Here is a 17,044-nt window from a genome sequence, read left to right on the forward strand (position 1 = left end):
CCAACACCGCAGTTAAATGAAACTGAAATGCACCCAAGTGTATGTGACGATACGTGTGTGTGTTAAAATAAAATTGTGTTTGCCTTAAATACAAAAAATCATTTAAGAATTTATTTGTAAAAAGACGGCGCGCTTTATACCATATTAAAAACAAATATTCAACGTCGCGTGCAAAAATTGTGCGGCGATAAATGCAATAAAACTCGATAATGGAGCCTCCATGAGCGCTGTGATCAAGACCCCTGAAGAAATAGAGAAAATGCGTGTTGCCGGGCGCTTAGCGGCAGAAGTACTCGAAATGATAGAACCGCATGTTGTCCCTGGTGTTACCACTGATGAGTTAAATACAATTTGTCATAATTATATTGTTGATGTGCAAAAAGCGATTCCTGCACCTTTAAATTATCATGGCTTTCCAAAATCAATTTGCACCTCAGTAAATCAGGTTATTTGTCATGGTATTCCAAATGACAAAGCACTTAAAGACGGTGACAGTGTCAATATTGACATTACCGTGATCAAAGATGGTTACCATGGCGATACATCAAAAATGTTTCATGTTGGCACACCAAACATCCAAGGAAAGCGCCTTGCTGAGGTAACTCAAGAAAGCCTTTACTTAGCAATTAAAATGGTAAAACCAGGTGTGCGTTTAGGTGATATCGGTGAAGCAATTCAAAAATATGCTGAAAGTTTTAACTATTCGATTGTTCGCGAATATTGTGGCCATGGCATCGGTAGCGAATTTCACGAAGAACCGCAGGTAATGCACTACGGCCGTGCCGGTACTGGCGAAGCACTTAAAGCAGGTATGTGTTTAACAATAGAGCCAATGGTCAACGCAGGTAAACGTCAATGTAAATTGCTTAAAGATGACTGGACTGTGATCACCAAAGACCGTAGCTTGTCAGCGCAGTGGGAACACACGTTGTTAGTAACTGAAAATGGTGTTGAAATTTTGACGCTGCGATCAGATGATACGATAGACAGGATCATTGAACATTAAATACTGACTCACCCTAACTAGGGTGAAATAGTATACTAAGGAGCCAGCCCACGTGGCATTACCAAATAAAGTTAAGAAGTTGCTCAGCGATGCTGAGCAATTAACCGATTACCGCGATTGTTCTACTTATTTTTATAAATGGTTACAAAACGAGTTTTCTAAACAACCCGTCGGTAATTTGATTAATGCCCGGGCTGAGTTTATTGACCGTCTACTGATCAAACTGTTTCATGTTTATGATTTAGCTCATGAACCTGATTTAGCCTTGATCGCCGTAGGCGGATATGGCCGTGGCGAGCTGCATCCTTATTCTGATATTGATTTTTTATTATTGGTTACTGAGCAACCATCAGATGCAATCTGTGAAAAAATTGGCCAGTTTGTTACTATGTTGTGGGATCTCAATTTAGAGATTGGTCATAGCGTTCGTACCATTGAGCAAGCTATTGAGCAAAAACGTGAAGATGTTACCTTTGCTACCAGCTTACTTGAGAGCCGACTACTGTTTGGTAATCATATCGAATACGAAAAACTCAAAGCGCATATTCTCGACACGCCAGTTTGGCAGTCTGATGAATTCTTTTTAGCCAAAGTAAACGAGCAGCAACTACGCCATAAAAAATGCCACGGTACGGCGTATAACCTCGAACCCAATATTAAAGAAAACCCAGGGGGTCTGCGCGATTTACAAACCATTATTTGGGTTGCTAAAAAACATTTTAGAGCCGAAACCTTACAAGAACTGATCAGTCACGGCTACCTTACTCACGAAGAATACCAAGAGCTGTTGGAGTGTTTAGAAAACCTCTGGAACATTCGTTTTGCGCTGCACTTAGCTGCTGGTCGCTCGGAAAACCGTTTACTGTTTGATCACCAACCACTGGCCGCCGATTTACTCGGTTTTGGTAGCGATGGTAAAGCCTCTGTTGAACGGATGATGAAACGGTTATTTAGGATCATGAGCCGCGTACGTGAGCTTAATCAAATGCTGTTGTCGTATTTTGAACAAAGTATTTTGCCTGAAAGTAACGAACAAGCCGTGATTGAACTTGACCGTAATTTCGAACGAGTAGGCCATCAAATTAGAGTAAAAAACCCGTCGGTATTTTTCCGCCGTGACCAACTGTTTGTATTATTTGAACACATTGCCGACAACCCTGAAATCACCCATATTTATCCAAGTACTATTCGCACCATTCGCCAGGTACGCCGTCGTCTTTTGGGCGATTTGCAAGACTATGCAGCCTGTCGTGAAGCGTTTTTACGCCTAGTAAAACACCCTAACGGCATGGGCCGCGCATTTACACTGATGCACAAACACGGCATGTTAGCGGCGTATTTACCGCAGTGGCGTAATATTTTTGGGCAAATGCAGTTTGATTTATTTCACGCTTATACCGTGGATGAGCACACCCATAAATTGATCAATAATATTTACCAGTATTTTGGTAAAGACAACGTCGCAGAGTTTCCTATTTGTTGTGAAATTGTCACCCGCATGGACAAACCCGAGCTACTGTACTTAGCGGGTATTTTCCACGATATTGCCAAAGGCCGTGGTGGCGACCACTCCGAGCTTGGCTCTGTCGATGCTATTGCGTTTGCCAAATTACACCGTTTTTCAACTTCCGATGGCAAATTGATAGCTTGGCTGGTTAGTAATCATTTACTTATGTCTGTAACAGCACAGCGTAAAGATATTAACGACCCAGATGTAATTAAAGATTTTGCTACCCGAGTCAAAACCGAGCGCCAACTTGATTACCTGTACTGCTTAACGGTGGCAGATATTCGCGCTACCAATGATAATTTGTGGAATGATTGGAAAAACACCCTATTGCGTGAGCTGTATTTGCATACTCAGCGAGCTTTACGGCTTGGCCTTGAAAACCCAATGGATCAGCGCGACCAAATTCGCGATAAAAAGCATCAGGCCAAACAACGCCTCATCAACAATGGCTATGATGAAAATCAGATAGATTTAATTTGGAGCCGCTTTAAAGCCAATTACTTTACTGCCTTTAGTGAACAACAGCTTTCATGGCACACCGAACATTTACTCAATTGTGACGATTTAAGCCAAGCCAGTGTCGCTGTATCAAATACCGCCATGCACGGCGGTACGCAAATATTTGTCTACAGCCCCTACTCCGGAGGTTTATTTGCCCGTTTGGTGAGTGTGATTGGCTCTAAAAAAGCACAAATCCAACACGCTCAAGTGCTCACTACTCGCGACGGCTATGTGCTGTTTAGTTTTGTGGTACTTGAAGTCAGTGGCGATCCAATTGCCAGTGCTCAAGCACAATCAATCAAACGGGGCCTTGATCAAGCCCTTGCCGATCCGAAAAAGAAAATTCGCTTTAAAAAGAATCGCTCACAGCGCTTTAAAGACTTTAATATTAAGCCAAAAATTATTTTGCGCCCGCACCCGCGTAAAGATCGCAGCTTAATCGAAATTCAAGCGGTGGATATCCCTGGTTTATTAACCAAGATAGCCGAAGTATTTCAAGCACATTTATTACATATACACGCCGCACGGATCACCACAGTGGGTGAACGTGCAGAAGATTTCTTCGTGGTATCGAATAACGAATACCAAGCGCTTACCGACGAAGAACAAGCAAAAATTCATCAAGCATTGCGTAAAAAACTCAACGCAGAAACCGAATAAGAGGACCTTATGTCAGATTTAAAAACAACCATTGAAAACGCCTGGGATAATCGCGATAGCATTAGTCCAAGCACAGTATCAAGCGACGTTAAACAAGCAATTATCGATGTACTTGAGCTACTTGATAGTGGCGCAGCACGTGTTGCTGAAAAAATCAGTGGTGAATGGGTAGTTCATCAGTGGCTTAAAAAAGCGGTTTTACTGTCGTTTCGTATTCGTGACAATCAGCCAATGAACGACGGCGTAAACCAATTTTACGACAAAGTACCGCTTAAATTTAGCGATTATACGCCGGAGCAATTTCAACAAGGCGGCATGCGTGTAGTACCAAACGCCGTTGCCCGTAAAGGCAGCTTTGTAGGTAAAAACGTCGTTTTAATGCCTTCTTATGTAAACATTGGTGCATACGTTGATGATGGTACTATGGTTGATACTTGGGCCACTGTAGGCTCATGTGCACAAATCGGTAAGAACGTTCATCTATCTGGTGGTGTGGGCATAGGTGGCGTTTTGGAGCCATTACAAGCCAATCCTACTATCATTGAAGACAACTGCTTTATTGGCGCACGTTCTGAAATCGTAGAAGGCGTGATCGTTGAAGAAGGCGCAGTAATTTCAATGGGCGTTTACATCAGCCAAAGCACTCGAATTTATGACCGTGAAACTGGCGAAACTCACTACGGCCGCGTGCCAGCAGGCGCAGTAGTAGTGCCTGGTGCATTACCATCAAAAGACGGTAGCCACAGCCTCTACGCTGCAATCATCGTGAAAAAAGTAGATCAGCAAACCCGCGAAAAAGTAGGGATCAACGCCCTACTTCGTTCGATAGACGAATAAATCATAGCTGTAAGCTGTAAAGTTTTAAGTGATAAGCTGATTTGAGTTAAACGTAAGTAGGTGTGATAACACGAGCTCACAGCTTATCCTCTGTTTAGAATATCAACTGAACTTTATTTGTATTAAAAAGCCCTAAGCATTGTTGTTTAGGGCTTTATTGATGTTCACTGCTATTCACCCTTTTCAAAATCAACTCCACTTAAAACTTACCGCTTAAAACTTAAAGCTCCTGTATTTGTATTAAAAAGCCCTAAGCATTGTTGTTTAGGGCTTTATTGATGTTCACTACTGATCACTCTTTTCAAAATTCACACCACTTATAACTTACCGCTTTAAGCTTAAAGCACCTCTCTACCATTTCGCATAATGATCTTCGGTTAACCCCCACTCGCCATTGAGTGTGATAACTTCATTTTCGAGCGTTATTTGGCCATAAAAACGGCCGAAGTGTTGAGTGAAGTTACTGGCGATGATGAGTAAGTTGGTTTTATCTTGGCGTTTACCTACCGGCTCAAAGGTTAGCTTTATAATGCCGTCGTTTGAACGCAATTGCCATTTTGTGGAGTCATGTTTATCGGCATAACGTTTAAACTTAAAATCGACCATGTCTATTTTTATTAAAGTGCCGTCTAGCCACAGCGCATTTTCAGTAAAGCCCGTTTCCACAACGCCAGCAGCAAGGTTCAAACCTAAACGGCGACCATCGGCTAACGTGCAAGCTAAACTCCCCCAATTCCAAAACGTTTCACGGCGCATAAAGCCTGCGCTCCAATCAACACTTGCCAGCGCTTTTACCTGCTCCAGATTAATGCAGTTGTCCCGCCATTCAATAGTACCTGAGCAAGGCAGTGCTGCGGCTTTTTGGGTAAAGTGAAAACCAGTAAAACCAGCTCTTGCACATACTGCAAGTGGGTTATAATTTATTGACTCATCAATGACAGCATGAATTTTTAGGCCTGCTTTTAAGCATACTGTGACTTTGCGTAAACCTGACCCTGCACTGATCGTGACACTATTCGCGCCTTTATGAAAATGCGCCTTGCCTGAATTTGGCTTAGTATCAATGTAAGTACTCATAGCAAATAAATTGGTAAAACTAAACTCCTCAAACTCACCACTGCTTGGGTGATACACATAGACAAAGCAGTTACTGGCAATTTTCAAGTCAACAATAGCGATCCCTACAATTAGCTGCTCACAAGTAAAGCTAATAAACTGAAATTGGTTAAATTTTAATTTTTTTGCAAATGACCCTTGTGAATTACCCATCGCATTGCGTAAATTAAAATCCATGTAATTAATATGCTTAACCCCTTGCTCAAACATCCCAAACTGGGCTTCGCCGTGCTGATCAATTAATTTATTCATTGCTGTTAAATCCGGTTAATTTTTAGCATTTAGGCATCAATACTTGCATTGAGAGCTGTTATTTATAAACAGTGGAAATACCAAGCTTTGTAGTTTTAGCTAATTTGGGTAAAGAAAACTAGCGGCTAAATTAGCCAGCACCCAGTAGATGTAATAAGGTAAATAGGCATGCTTTAAAGTTTAGCTCTCAATATTAAGGATTAATATATGATGAAAAAGACCTTTCGCTCAACTATTTTGCTGCCTGTATTTTTACCTGCAGTGTTAATCATTCTGTGTTTAGTACTCGGTACTATTAGTAACCCTGAATTGGCTGGAGAAGCATTCAGCGTTACTTTATCTTGGATAACTGAAACCTTTGGTTGGTTTTATATGTTATCTGTCGCTATATTTTTAGTGTTTATTGTCTCTGTTGCCGCATCGAGTTGGGGCAATATAAAGCTTGGCCCTGACCATTCACAACCTCAGTACAGTTTTCCCGAATGGTTTGCCATGCTTTTCTCTGCAGGCTACGGTGTCGCATTACTTTATTTTGGTGTAGCTGAACCCGTTTTACATTATGCATCCCCGCCCAGTGGCGCAGCAGAAACCGTGGACGCTGCTAAGCAAGCAATGCAAATTGCCTTTTTTCATTGGGGTTTTCATATTTGGGCTATATACGGCATTGTTGGTTTAGTGCTTGCTTACTTTGCTTTTCGTCATGGCCTGCCATTATCGATTCGTTCTGCATTATACCCGCTTATTGGCGATAAAATTCACGGCCCTATTGGTCATACGGTGGATGTATTTGCGATTTTAGGCACCCTCTTTGGCATAGCAACCACATTAGGTTTGTCGGTTACGCAAATCAATGCGGGTTTACATTACTTATGGCCCAGTATTACTGTTAATACCACGGTACAAATTATAGCCATCGCCTTGATAACAGCCGCTGCAACTATCTCTGTTGTTGCAGGTATGGATAAAGGCGTAAAACGGCTGTCTATTTTAAACATGGTGTTAGCGATCACTTTAATGACATTTGTCTTTTTTGTCGGTTCAAGCATTCATATTTTAGAATCGTTTTTACAAAATACCGGCAGTTACCTAAGTGGTATTGTTGAGCGTACTTTTAACTTACAAGCCTATAGCCGCAGTGATTGGATTGGCAACTGGACGTTATTTATCTTTGGTTGGACAATCGCATGGGCTCCGTTTGTAGGAATGTTTATTGCAAAAATTAGCCGCGGCCGAACAATTAGGCAGTTTGTTGTGGGCGTAATGCTAGTGCCAACTATATTCACCTTTTTATGGTTTTCTGTGTTTGGTGATACTGCACTTAACTTAATAATGAACGAGGGCTTTAATACCCTCATTGCTGATGTGCAGGCAAATCATGCCGTCGCGCTCTTTCAACTATATGAAGCGCTTCCTTGGTCATTCTTTATCTCGCTATTAACAGTCATTTTAATCATTACATTCTTTGTCACTTCTTCTGATTCAGGCTCACTTGTTATAGATTCATTAGCCTCTGGCGGTAATGTAGATACACCTGCTTGGCAGCGTGTTTTTTGGGCTGTACTAGAGGGCACCGTTGCATCAGTACTATTACTTGCCGGTGGTTTGAGTGCGTTACAAACAATGACCATCGCCAGTGCGTTGCCCTTTGCAGTGATCATGTTACTTGCAACCGTTGGTCTTTGGCGGGCTCTGCGAATTGAAGGGCATAGAGATACCAGCTTACAGGCACATACTTTAACCAACCGAAATCTTGATTTGTCACACTGGAAGCATCGCTTAACTGCAATGATAGATTATCCAGATAAGCAAAAGGTGCATACGTTTATAAGTAAGGTAGTTATGAAGGCTATGCAAGCTGTAAAAACAGAACTAAGTGCCCGTAAATGGCATGCTGTGGTTGAGTTTGACGATGCTATAAATCGAGCTGTTCTAACCGTTGTACGCCATGAACATGTTGATTTTGTTTATGATATAAGACTCACTGAACACGCTAAACCCAGCTTTGCATACGCTGAGTTAAAAGCTACAGATGAAGACCCGCAGCCTTACTATCGTGCAGAGGTATTTTTACGCCGCGGTGGCTTATCTTACGATATATATGGTTTTAATGAAGATGATGTGGTGAAGGATATTCTCGACCAATTTGAAAATTATTTACACTTTTTAGATAACAGTCCAGGTGAATTGCCATGGGATATGGCTGAGCATGATGACATGTTAGATACAGATAAAAAATAAACTGTAAATCAGCAAGTACTCACAAGGATGTTGGTACTTTTTTCTATTGGCAACTATACCCTGTTAAGTCCACCTGCTTTATTTGCTCGCCTTTATCTGTATGCTCATTATGATTGATAATTAACACAGTGCCTTTTTCACTGAATGTGAAAGGCCCAAGCCAATCAAGAGTGACAATTGGTGTTAAAGTATAAAAGCCATTATCATCAGTGCATTGATAAGAAAAATAATGAGTCGCTTTGCCAAACGCGCCTATATCCGAGGTATACACACTGATATTGCCTTGTTGTTGGTAGTCGTCGGCTTGAGTACCCACCACTAAATATAAGCCACTAATAATCGCCAACACAATAAACTGCACGCCCGCCACTATAAAAATGAAGCCATCAACCAATTTACGATACCAAGCTCGGGGTTGAACATGATTTTGCCGATCTTGTTTTACTAATAAAAAGCCGCCAATAGTCACCAGCAATAATTTAACAGGTATCAAATAGGCGCTGAGTAAATACATGGTTTTTGGATTGTGCCATTGCAAACCAAACGCGGGCGGTATAAATAGGCTGTCTAATAGTGGCAACGCAATCAATAAGTACGCGATAATGAGTTTTTTACGTTTTAGCATTTATCAGTGATAGCAATTTATGATGTGTTTGAGTGTACAAATAATAACAGCCAATAAAAAGCCCGTTAAGGTAAATTAACGGGCTTATAAAAGTTCAACATGCTGAGTGTTACTTAATCGTCTTCAACGTTATCAAGTCCCTTGGTGCCGTCTTTGGCTTTTAATTTATGGTGTATCGCTGATTTTATTAGCATATAACCACTAATAGGCGCAGTGATTAATAAAAAGATAGTGATCAATAGCTCTTTCACACTGATACCATCTTGTGCATTACTAAAAAACACCATAGCGGCAATCAGCACCCCAGCCATACCTAAGGTGGTGGCTTTGGTTGGCCCATGCAAACGCATAAAAAAGTCAGGCATTTTAATTAAGCCAATTGAGCCAATTAAAATAAATGCGCCACCGATAAGTAATAAAATAGACACGACCCATTCACTGTACATACGTATTCCCTATTCGATGATATCGCCACGTAGCAGATACTTACATACCGCTACGGTGCTGACAAAGCCAAGCATTGCAATTAACAAGGCGGCTTCAAAATACAGCCCTGTGCCCATACTCATACCATATAAGATGATCAATGCAATCGTGTTTATATACATAGTATCCAGCGCGAGAATTCGATCAGGAACCGAAGGGCCAACCACTAAACGCCACAAGTTAAGTAACAGCGATAGGCCTATCATGGCAAAGACGATTAAAAAAACCGTTTCTAACATTGAAATATCTCCTTAAGTGGGGCTTCATAGCGCTGCTTTATGGTATCGATCAATGCTTGTTCATCATCTAGATCTAACACATGTATTAATAAAAAGCGCTCTGTTGGCTCTTCACCTGGCGGTAATGACTCAGGGATCGGGTAAACTTCAGCACTTACTGTACCCGGCGTCAGTGATACCGTACTTGCCAAGATTGTGATCGGCATTGCGTGAGTTAGATCTAGCGGAACTTTCACAAATGCCGGACGCAGCTTTTTGACAGGCCCTAAAATTAACAGTGCAACTTGTAAATTCGCCGTAATAATATCAAACAGCACAATTAAAAATTGTTTTACCGCAAGGCCAGGTTTAATTATCAGCGGCTGTGGTTCACGAAATGGAAAAGTGATCACAGGGATAAAAAATGCAAACAGTGCTGCCAAAACTAAATGCCCTGGCGATACACTGTTATTTAATAGTAACCACACGACAAATAGCAATAAACTGCGAAATGGCGTGGGTAACCAACGAAAACGGGATTCTAAACGCATTATAAGCCTCCCTTAAGAACCATATTTATTCCGGCCGGTATATCATGTAATTGCGTAGCAGCAGCAATCATATAGTCGGAAATAGGCCCTGCAAAAATAACCATTAATGGCGAACACGCTAATAAACCTATTACGGCAATAACTTGCATTGGTTTAGCATGCTCTTCTTCTGGATGATCACGACCTTGGTGCTTACGCTCCCAAAATAAACTGGTGCCTGCCCGAGATAATGCAACCAATAGCGCAAAGCTAGCAATTAAATACACTGGCCAAAATAGCAGTGCACGCTCACTATCGAAGGTTACTTTTAAAATCCAAATTTTGCCGACAAACCCTGAAAGCGGCGGCATACCAACAACAGCCAAAGCGGCAATAATAAAACATGCACCTAATAATACCGGTTGTGCAACACCACGCCCTGGGGCTAAACGATCCGCCACTTTACCACGCTGATGAGCAATTAAATCTGCGAGTAAAAATAGCGCCGCACAAATAATGGTTGAATGTACTAGGTAGTACAACAAAGCAGCCGTTGCACTAACATGCTGAATTGCAACTAATGCAACTAAAGTCCCCACCGAAACCACCACCAGGTTCGCGGTTAGTTTGCGTAAATCTTGTGCTGCAAGTACACCAATGGCACCAATCACAATGGTCGCAATTGCTAATCCCCATAACCAAGGCTGCGCCATGTGATTTAATAAACCCGCCTGCTCACCAAATATAACGGTATACACCCGCAGCATGGCATAGACGCCCACCTTGGTCATTATCGCAAACAAGGCTGCCACTACCGGCATAGCACTGGCGTATGTATTGGGCAACCACAGGTGCAACGGTAATAGTGCGCCTTTTAATGCGAACACAACCAGTAGTAGTAAACCACCAATTTTCGCAAGGTAGACATCATCACCTTGTAGTTGTGATACTTTTAGCGCCATATCGGCAATATTCAAGGTGCCTAATACGCCATATAAAATACCTAAGGCAATCAAAAATACACTTGAGCCAATCAAGTTTAATACAACGTATTGTAATGCCGCACGCGTCTTATGTTTATCCCCTGCATGCATCAATAACGAGTAAGAAGCAATTAACAGTACTTCAAAAAATACAAACAGATTAAATAAATCACCGGTTAAAAATGCGCCATTTACACCCAGTACTAAAAAGTGCACTAACGGATGGAAAAAGCTGCCTTTTTCATCATCGCCAACACTACTATAAAGGGCCACAGCTAAAGCTAAAAATGACGTTAAAGCGACCATTAATACCGACAACAAATCAGCTACTAAAACAATACCATATGGGGCTTGCCAATCGCCAATGGCATAAACCATAGGGCCTGAGTTATAAACATGAACCAGCAATACAGCACTAATACAGGCTGTAATAATTGACATCACGATCGACACTACACGACGAATTGGAATGCTTTTACCGCATGGCGGTAATAACAGCAGGATGGCTGCAAGCATTGGAATTAAGATAGGCAATGAAGCCAAGTGCTGAATCATCTGTGCTCCTTGTTGTTGCTTTTCACAAGGTGACCATCAACATGATCATTACCTAGATCAGCACGACCGCGAATGGCTAAAATCACCACAAAGGCTGTCATTGCAAAACCAATTACGATTGCAGTTAATACTAATGCTTGTGGTAAAGGATCGGCATAATCAGCGCCAGTGCCCAGCACCACCGCTTTATTAATTGTTAATCGTCCGGCTGAAAATAAAAATAAATTTACCGCATAAGAAATCATCGTTAATCCCAGCACCACTGGAAAAGTTCGCGCTCTTAGAAGCAAATAAATGCCACAAGTCACTAATACACCAACGCATGATGCGTATAACAGTTCCATTAAATATTGACCTCTTCTTTGGTTGCATCGGCAGTGAGTTTACCAAGACTTGCTAAAATCATTAAGGTGGCACCAACCACGGTCAGATACACGCCTAAATCAAATACAATCGCACTGGCAAGCTCCGTTTTACCCACAAATGGAATATCAAAGTAATCAAACCATGTGGTTAAGAACGGTCGGCCAAATGCCCAGCTACCTAAACCTGTAAACATGGCAATCGCGATACCTGAGGCTATGATTTTCCGATAGTTCACATCAAAGCGAGAAGTGATCCACACTGAACCTCGAGCCATATATTGTAAAATAAACGCAATAGAAGTCACCAAACCGGCAATAAAGCCACCGCCTGGTAAATTGTGCCCTCGCAAGAAGATATACGCTGAAACTAGCAAGGCTAAAGGCAATAAGCTTTGCGAAATACTAGTAAGTAGTATTGGATAACGCTCGCGTGCCCATGGACGCCCTTCACTGTCACTGGCTGGCATAAATAAAGGTAAGTTTGTCAGTAATTTATAAATACCTAATGCAGCAATACCTAATACGGTAATTTCACCTAGGGTGTCAAAACCCCTGAAATCAACCAAAATAACGTTAACTACGTTAGTACCACCACCGCCAGTTTTTGCATTAGCAACAAAGAAATCTGAAATTGATTCAAGTGGGCGCGTTAATAACGCATAACAAATACTGGCAATCACGACCCCTACAGCTGAAGCAATGCCTAAGTCACGTAACATGCGTAATGAACTTGACTCTTTTGGTGTACGTTGCGGTAAAAAGAACAGCGCCAACATCAATAAAATAACCGTCACAACTTCCACAGTTAATTGTGTTAAAGCTAAATCGGGCGCAGAAAAACGAGTAAATGCCACCGACACCATTAAGCCCACAATGGATATCATTAATAGCGATACCATACGAGCGCGATGCCAGATCACAGTGCTGATTGCACCAATAATCAATAAACCAGCGCCAATAGCGTTATGAAAATCAATCGGCGTAAGAGGCGCTGTACCTGCTAATGCCCCCATTTCAAATAATGGCCAGCCCGCGCACAATAAAACGACGCCAAGCATAATAACGATGTAGCGCTGTAGTGAGCCATTTTCAGTACTACGGATCTTATCTTGGCTCCATTTAATAACGCTATAAAGCACTCTTTCAAAGGTCTTTTTAGCATTCAATGTGGGTAACGAGGCTTGAAATTGAAACAGGTGCTTACGCTGAATATAGATAAATACACCACAGCAAGTTGCAAAAAAGCTCATCAACAAAGGTAAGTTAAAGCCATGCCAAATTGACAACTTAAACTCTGGCGTTGCATCCCCTAACACAGCCAAAGATGCCGCCGATAAAATGCCATCAACCACAAAGTTTGGAAACATACCAACGAGCAAACATAACACGACTAGGATTTCGATTGGCACGCGCATATAACGCGGTGGCTCATGGGGTGTTTTAGGCAAATCAATAGGGTCGCCATTAAAGAATACATCATGAATAAAGCGCGCTGAATAAGCCACTGAAAAAGCAGCAGCTAAGGTCGCTAATACGGGGATCAACCATGACATTGAACCAAGCACTTGTTGGTGTAGAGTTTCCGCAAAGAACATTTCTTTTGATAAGAACCCATTTAACAGTGGCACACCCGCCATTGCCGCGGCTGCAACCATTGCAAGAGTTGCGGTATAAGGCATAAAGCGCCACATACCATTAAGTTTACGCATATCTCGGGTGCCGGTTTCATGGTCAATAATACCGGTCGCCATAAATAAAGAAGCTTTAAATGTAGCATGGTTAATAATATGGAAAATCGCAGCTACCGTAGCAAGCTCTGTATCTAAACCTAAAAGTAAGGTAATTAAACCAAGGTGACTAATGGTTGAATAGGCTAACAAGCCTTTTAAATCATGCTTAAATAACGCGATATAAGCGCCAACTAATAAGGTCGTTAAACCCGTCATCGCTACTAAAATAAACCACGTGTCGTTACCAGCAAGCGCAGGGTGGAAACGCGCCAGTAAAAATATCCCCGCTTTAACCATAGTTGCAGAGTGTAAATAAGCACTAACCGGTGTTGGCGCCGCCATCGCATGCGGTAGCCAAAAATGAAATGGGAACTGTGCAGATTTAGTAAATGCACCGAGCAACACCAGTACCAAGGCAACTTCAAATAGCTCGTGTGATTGGATCAACGCACGGCTGGCTAAAATCACATCGAGATTATAACTGCCAACAATGTCCCCAATCAGCAATAAACCACCTAATAATGCTAAGCCACCGGCTCCAGTCACTGCCAGCGCCATTCGCGCCCCTTTACGCGCTTCAGTTTTATGCCACCAGTAGCTGATCAGCAAGAACGAGCTGATACTAGTAAGCTCCCAAAAAAACCACAGTTGAATAACGTTATTCGACATTACAATGCCAAGCATTGCCGTCATAAATAGCATTAAGTAACTGTAGAGCTTTGACATTGAGTCTTTCGGACTCAAATAGTAACGAGTATAAAAGATTACCAGCAGACCTATTCCTAAGATCATAAAAATAAACAATAAGCTTAAGCCGTCTAAGCGTAAAGCTATGTCTATTCCTAATGCCGGCATCCATTGTGCGGTAAAGCGCAGTGTCTCCCCCGCTAAAATTGCTGGCGCGTGATAAATCGCAATTGCTAAGGCGCATAACGGCGCTAGCATAGTTAAGCTCGTAGATTGATTACGAGTTAGTTTTCCGGTGCAGGAAGAAATAACACTGCCAATTAAGGATAACAAGGGTATCCAGAGCAAAGTCATAATGAGAAACCTTTTGAAGTCATAAGAATATCAATACACTGCTAGTTAGTTTTAGTTTAGTACTGGTCATTGAGATGGTTTAATTTTAGCTTCAATAAACGCTTTATAGATATATAGTTATACTGATCAGGGACGATTTTGTCTATAGTCAGCCAAGCTACTTGCTGCTATTTTGTGCTAATTTAACGCTGATTTCATATTATTCACAACTTTACTCGGCAATATTTTTATTTGGCATTTTGTCGATAAAGTCCATAGCAGGTTCCATTTGTTGAAAATAATCAATAAAACGAACTGGTTGATAGTGCGGCTCACTGATTTTTTGCCGCCATAACTGCTGATATTGAGCAGAAAGTGGCAACCTTTGATATTGCATAATTGACCACTTGGCACTTGGTTTATAAGCTTTACTTCCCGTTTGGCAGCTATCGCTTAAAGTCCAGCCAGCAGGTGCAGGCACACCATTGGCAATAAACAAATTAGGAGCCACTAAGCCACGCTGTTCACATAACCATGCTTGTTTTGCTGGGGGCAACACATACTCATCTTCAAAGCCATTAAAATGCATCAATTCATGTAAAAATAAACCGTAATGGCTCGCCGAGTTTAAATGCATTATTCCGCCTTGCACATTACCTGACCCTGTTGCCGTCATCATCACGATAAAATCAAAGCCTGTTGGCCATCTTTGCTGCGTTATGAAAGGCTGCCAATCGCATTTAGCCGCAGAGTCTGGCTGCTGCTGACAGTCAATTGTATTGCCTAAGTAAATGGGTTTACTAAAGCAAAAACTTGCTGGAGCTGGCTGTGGTTGCTGTTGGTATCGTTGGGTAAATGCATTGAGTTGGCTAATACCTTGGCGGTGATCTGTCATCATCAATACATTAAACTGACATTGAGGCGTTGCTTGAAGCTGTGAAAAAGCTAATAAAAACCCTTCATCATTAGCAAAGCCTTGCTCGATAAACTGCGGTGCAACTCTGCGTTTTAACTTCAAATGCTCAGCAGCACCACTGGCAGGTAACCGTTGTTGCTCTTTTAAGCTCTCTAAATCATCCCAGCGCTCAAGGCGAAGTAACTGTGCGCTGAGCTGCCGCCGTTTCTGTTCACTTTGCTGAGCGACACTGACACGCCAAAACGGCTGTGCTGCACGTGGCTGATCATTATTTAATAGGCGCAATGCCCATGCAAACTGAGCATCTGTAACGGCATTTAAAGCTAATAAGTATAAAGTGGGATCTGAAAGACTATTTAATTGCGCATTAAACTCATCAGCAAAACGATAATAGTTAACCACAATAGAGTGAGAATTGTGTTGGGCATGCCAAAAAGCAATGTTGCGATGCTGTTCCACTGAGCTTGGTAAACACCCAAAAATCAGTATAACAGCAACGCTAATGAGGTATTTAACTAGCGTTTTCACCAGCCATTAACTCAAGCTCTAAACGCGCATATTTATATTCCACAAACTCATGCACATTGGTGGCAAGTGCTAAGCGGAAAAAATCAGCAGCTTGATAATCTAAGCCTTTTGCTTGGTACATTTTCGCGAGGTAAAAATACGCTTCACACAGACGCTGTGCATATTCTTGTTCAGTTGCTACGCCTTCGCTAATGCTATCTAAAAAGGCACGTTCGCTCATATCGCCAATAAACAATGAGATTAAGCCATAAGCCCATTGACTATCGTCAAGACCTTGCGCATTGGCTTTTAAGGTAGTTAAAGCTTGCACCGGATCCGCGTTCGCTTGTGCTAAATAAAGCCACAACACTCGATATGGATCACTGGGTGAACGAGTTAAAAACTCCTTAAGATCAGCAGCTGCAAGGTTTGGTCTATCGCCATAATACAGTGCAATACCACGATTTAAATAGGCGTATTCGTGCTGCTCATTGAGTTCTAAAGCGGAATCAAAAAATTCATAAGCTTTTTCATATTGCTGCATCAAGGTATGGTGAATGCCAAGAAAATTATACACTTCAGCAAGATCTGGTTTTAATTGCACAGCACGATTAAAATCGATTCGTGCCAAAGTAGACATACCTAAGCTGTCAAATAATACACCGCGGTCATAAAATAATTTTGCTTGTTGATCTGGCGCTAAATCAGCGCGATTCAATAATTCCGAATAACGAGCTATCGCTATTTCACTACGAAAATCAGAAGGCAATGGTGCAGTGAAAGGCACATTAACAATCGCAGAGGGTTGTGCTTGCGAAGTAGATTGACAGGCGCTTAAAGACAAAATAGCAAACGATGCCAAGGCTATGTGTTTAAGTATCATTAAAATCCTTTATACCAAGATAAGTAGCAAACAGATAAGACAAGTGCTATCCACAGAGGTTTCATTAAAGCATAAAAAAAGAGGCTATACAGCCCCTTTTTATATT

Annotated in this window: 14 protein-coding genes; 4 read left to right on the top strand and 10 right to left on the bottom strand. The window is 41.7% G+C overall.

Features of this window, described 5'->3' with window-relative positions; genetic code table 11:
- The first annotated feature begins 220 nt into the window (after positions 1 to 220).
- From map to dapD, 3 genes are read left to right on the top strand one after another with little or no spacing between them, the layout of a single operon-like run.
- Complete coding sequence (gene map / locus V7783_RS00540) at positions 221 to 1,006, top strand: type I methionyl aminopeptidase (RefSeq protein ID WP_335677070.1); 786 nt, start codon at positions 221 to 223, stop codon at positions 1,004 to 1,006.
- Positions 1,007 to 1,058: 52 nt separating this feature from the next.
- The gene (gene glnD, locus V7783_RS00545; protein WP_335677071.1) at positions 1,059 to 3,677 is read left to right on the top strand and encodes a [protein-PII] uridylyltransferase; all 2,619 of its coding nucleotides are present in this window, start codon (positions 1,059 to 1,061) and stop codon (positions 3,675 to 3,677) included.
- A gap of 9 nt (positions 3,678 to 3,686) precedes the next feature.
- Positions 3,687 to 4,514, top strand: a complete 828-nt coding sequence (gene dapD, locus V7783_RS00550; protein WP_335677072.1) for a 2,3,4,5-tetrahydropyridine-2,6-dicarboxylate N-succinyltransferase — start codon at positions 3,687 to 3,689, stop codon at positions 4,512 to 4,514.
- Between the two features lie 351 nt (positions 4,515 to 4,865).
- On the opposite strand, the gene V7783_RS00555 is transcribed toward dapD, so the two are convergent.
- The gene (locus tag V7783_RS00555) at positions 4,866 to 5,882 is read right to left on the bottom strand and encodes a DUF2804 domain-containing protein (protein WP_335677073.1); all 1,017 of its coding nucleotides are present in this window, start codon (positions 5,880 to 5,882) and stop codon (positions 4,866 to 4,868) included.
- 207 nt (positions 5,883 to 6,089) lie between these two features.
- On the opposite strand from V7783_RS00555, the gene V7783_RS00560 reads away from it, so the two are divergent.
- Entirely contained in the window at positions 6,090 to 8,120 is a 2,031-nt protein-coding gene (locus V7783_RS00560) for a BCCT family transporter (protein ID WP_335677074.1), read from the top strand.
- Between the two features lie 43 nt (positions 8,121 to 8,163).
- Here the strand turns inward: V7783_RS00560 and V7783_RS00565 are convergent, their stop codons facing one another.
- The 9 genes from V7783_RS00565 to nlpI all read right to left on the bottom strand — a co-directional run bounded on the left by V7783_RS00565 (position 8,164) and on the right by nlpI (position 16,938).
- Complete coding sequence (locus V7783_RS00565; protein ID WP_335677075.1) at positions 8,164 to 8,745, bottom strand: hypothetical protein; 582 nt, start codon at positions 8,743 to 8,745, stop codon at positions 8,164 to 8,166.
- Between the two features lie 113 nt (positions 8,746 to 8,858).
- Positions 8,859 to 9,191: a Na+/H+ antiporter subunit G gene (locus V7783_RS00570; RefSeq protein WP_064667617.1), complete on the bottom strand. Its 333-nt coding sequence runs from the start codon at positions 9,189 to 9,191 to the stop codon at positions 8,859 to 8,861.
- Positions 9,192 to 9,200: 9 nt separating this feature from the next.
- Positions 9,201 to 9,470 (bottom strand): K+/H+ antiporter subunit F, encoded by a 270-nt coding sequence (locus tag V7783_RS00575; RefSeq protein ID WP_016707651.1) that lies wholly within the window; start codon positions 9,468 to 9,470, stop codon positions 9,201 to 9,203.
- Positions 9,464 to 10,000, bottom strand: a complete 537-nt coding sequence (locus V7783_RS00580) for a Na+/H+ antiporter subunit E (RefSeq protein WP_335677076.1) — start codon at positions 9,998 to 10,000, stop codon at positions 9,464 to 9,466. The genes V7783_RS00575 and V7783_RS00580 overlap by 7 nt, the downstream gene beginning before the upstream one ends.
- Positions 10,000 to 11,517 carry a monovalent cation/H+ antiporter subunit D gene (locus V7783_RS00585; protein WP_335677077.1) on the bottom strand — a complete coding sequence of 506 codons (1,518 nt, stop codon included), beginning with the start codon at positions 11,515 to 11,517 and terminating at the stop codon, positions 10,000 to 10,002. The genes V7783_RS00580 and V7783_RS00585 overlap by 1 nt, the downstream gene beginning before the upstream one ends.
- On the bottom strand, positions 11,514 to 11,861 hold the full coding sequence (locus V7783_RS00590) for a Na+/H+ antiporter subunit C (RefSeq protein ID WP_064667620.1): 348 nt from the start codon (positions 11,859 to 11,861) through the stop codon (positions 11,514 to 11,516). Before V7783_RS00590 ends, V7783_RS00585 begins: the two co-directional genes overlap by 4 nt.
- On the bottom strand, positions 11,861 to 14,653 hold the full coding sequence (locus tag V7783_RS00595; protein ID WP_335677078.1) for a monovalent cation/H+ antiporter subunit A: 2,793 nt from the start codon (positions 14,651 to 14,653) through the stop codon (positions 11,861 to 11,863). Before V7783_RS00595 ends, V7783_RS00590 begins: the two co-directional genes overlap by 1 nt.
- A 211-nt stretch (positions 14,654 to 14,864) precedes the next feature.
- Complete coding sequence (locus V7783_RS00600; protein WP_335677079.1) at positions 14,865 to 16,007, bottom strand: hypothetical protein; 1,143 nt, start codon at positions 16,005 to 16,007, stop codon at positions 14,865 to 14,867.
- A 52-nt stretch (positions 16,008 to 16,059) separates the two neighbouring features.
- Complete coding sequence (gene nlpI, locus V7783_RS00605) at positions 16,060 to 16,938, bottom strand: lipoprotein NlpI (protein ID WP_335677080.1); 879 nt, start codon at positions 16,936 to 16,938, stop codon at positions 16,060 to 16,062.
- Between the last annotated feature and the right edge of the window lie 106 nt (positions 16,939 to 17,044).

Origin of the sequence: Pseudoalteromonas sp. (assembly GCF_036960685.1) — a bacterium.
Lineage (GTDB): Bacteria > Pseudomonadota > Gammaproteobacteria > Enterobacterales > Alteromonadaceae > Pseudoalteromonas.

Bases quoted from the DNA above. Each gene is read 5' to 3' on its own strand.
- V7783_RS00575 (WP_016707651.1), bottom strand. From the start codon at position 9,470: ATGTTAGAAACGGTTTTTTTAATCGTCTTTGCCATGATAGGCCTATCG.
- dapD (WP_335677072.1), top strand. From the start codon at position 3,687: ATGTCAGATTTAAAAACAACCATTGAAAACGCCTGGGATAATCGCGAT.
- V7783_RS00595 (WP_335677078.1), bottom strand. From the start codon at position 14,653: ATGACTTTGCTCTGGATACCCTTGTTATCCTTAATTGGCAGTGTTATT.
- map (WP_335677070.1), top strand. From the start codon at position 221: ATGAGCGCTGTGATCAAGACCCCTGAAGAAATAGAGAAAATGCGTGTT.
- V7783_RS00560 (WP_335677074.1), top strand. From the start codon at position 6,090: ATGATGAAAAAGACCTTTCGCTCAACTATTTTGCTGCCTGTATTTTTA.
- V7783_RS00555 (WP_335677073.1), bottom strand. From the start codon at position 5,882: ATGAATAAATTAATTGATCAGCACGGCGAAGCCCAGTTTGGGATGTTT.
- nlpI (WP_335677080.1), bottom strand. From the start codon at position 16,938: ATGATACTTAAACACATAGCCTTGGCATCGTTTGCTATTTTGTCTTTA.
- V7783_RS00580 (WP_335677076.1), bottom strand. From the start codon at position 10,000: ATGCGTTTAGAATCCCGTTTTCGTTGGTTACCCACGCCATTTCGCAGT.
- V7783_RS00570 (WP_064667617.1), bottom strand. From the start codon at position 9,191: ATGTACAGTGAATGGGTCGTGTCTATTTTATTACTTATCGGTGGCGCA.
- V7783_RS00565 (WP_335677075.1), bottom strand. From the start codon at position 8,745: ATGCTAAAACGTAAAAAACTCATTATCGCGTACTTATTGATTGCGTTG.
- V7783_RS00585 (WP_335677077.1), bottom strand. From the start codon at position 11,517: ATGATTCAGCACTTGGCTTCATTGCCTATCTTAATTCCAATGCTTGCA.
- V7783_RS00590 (WP_064667620.1), bottom strand. From the start codon at position 11,861: ATGGAACTGTTATACGCATCATGCGTTGGTGTATTAGTGACTTGTGGC.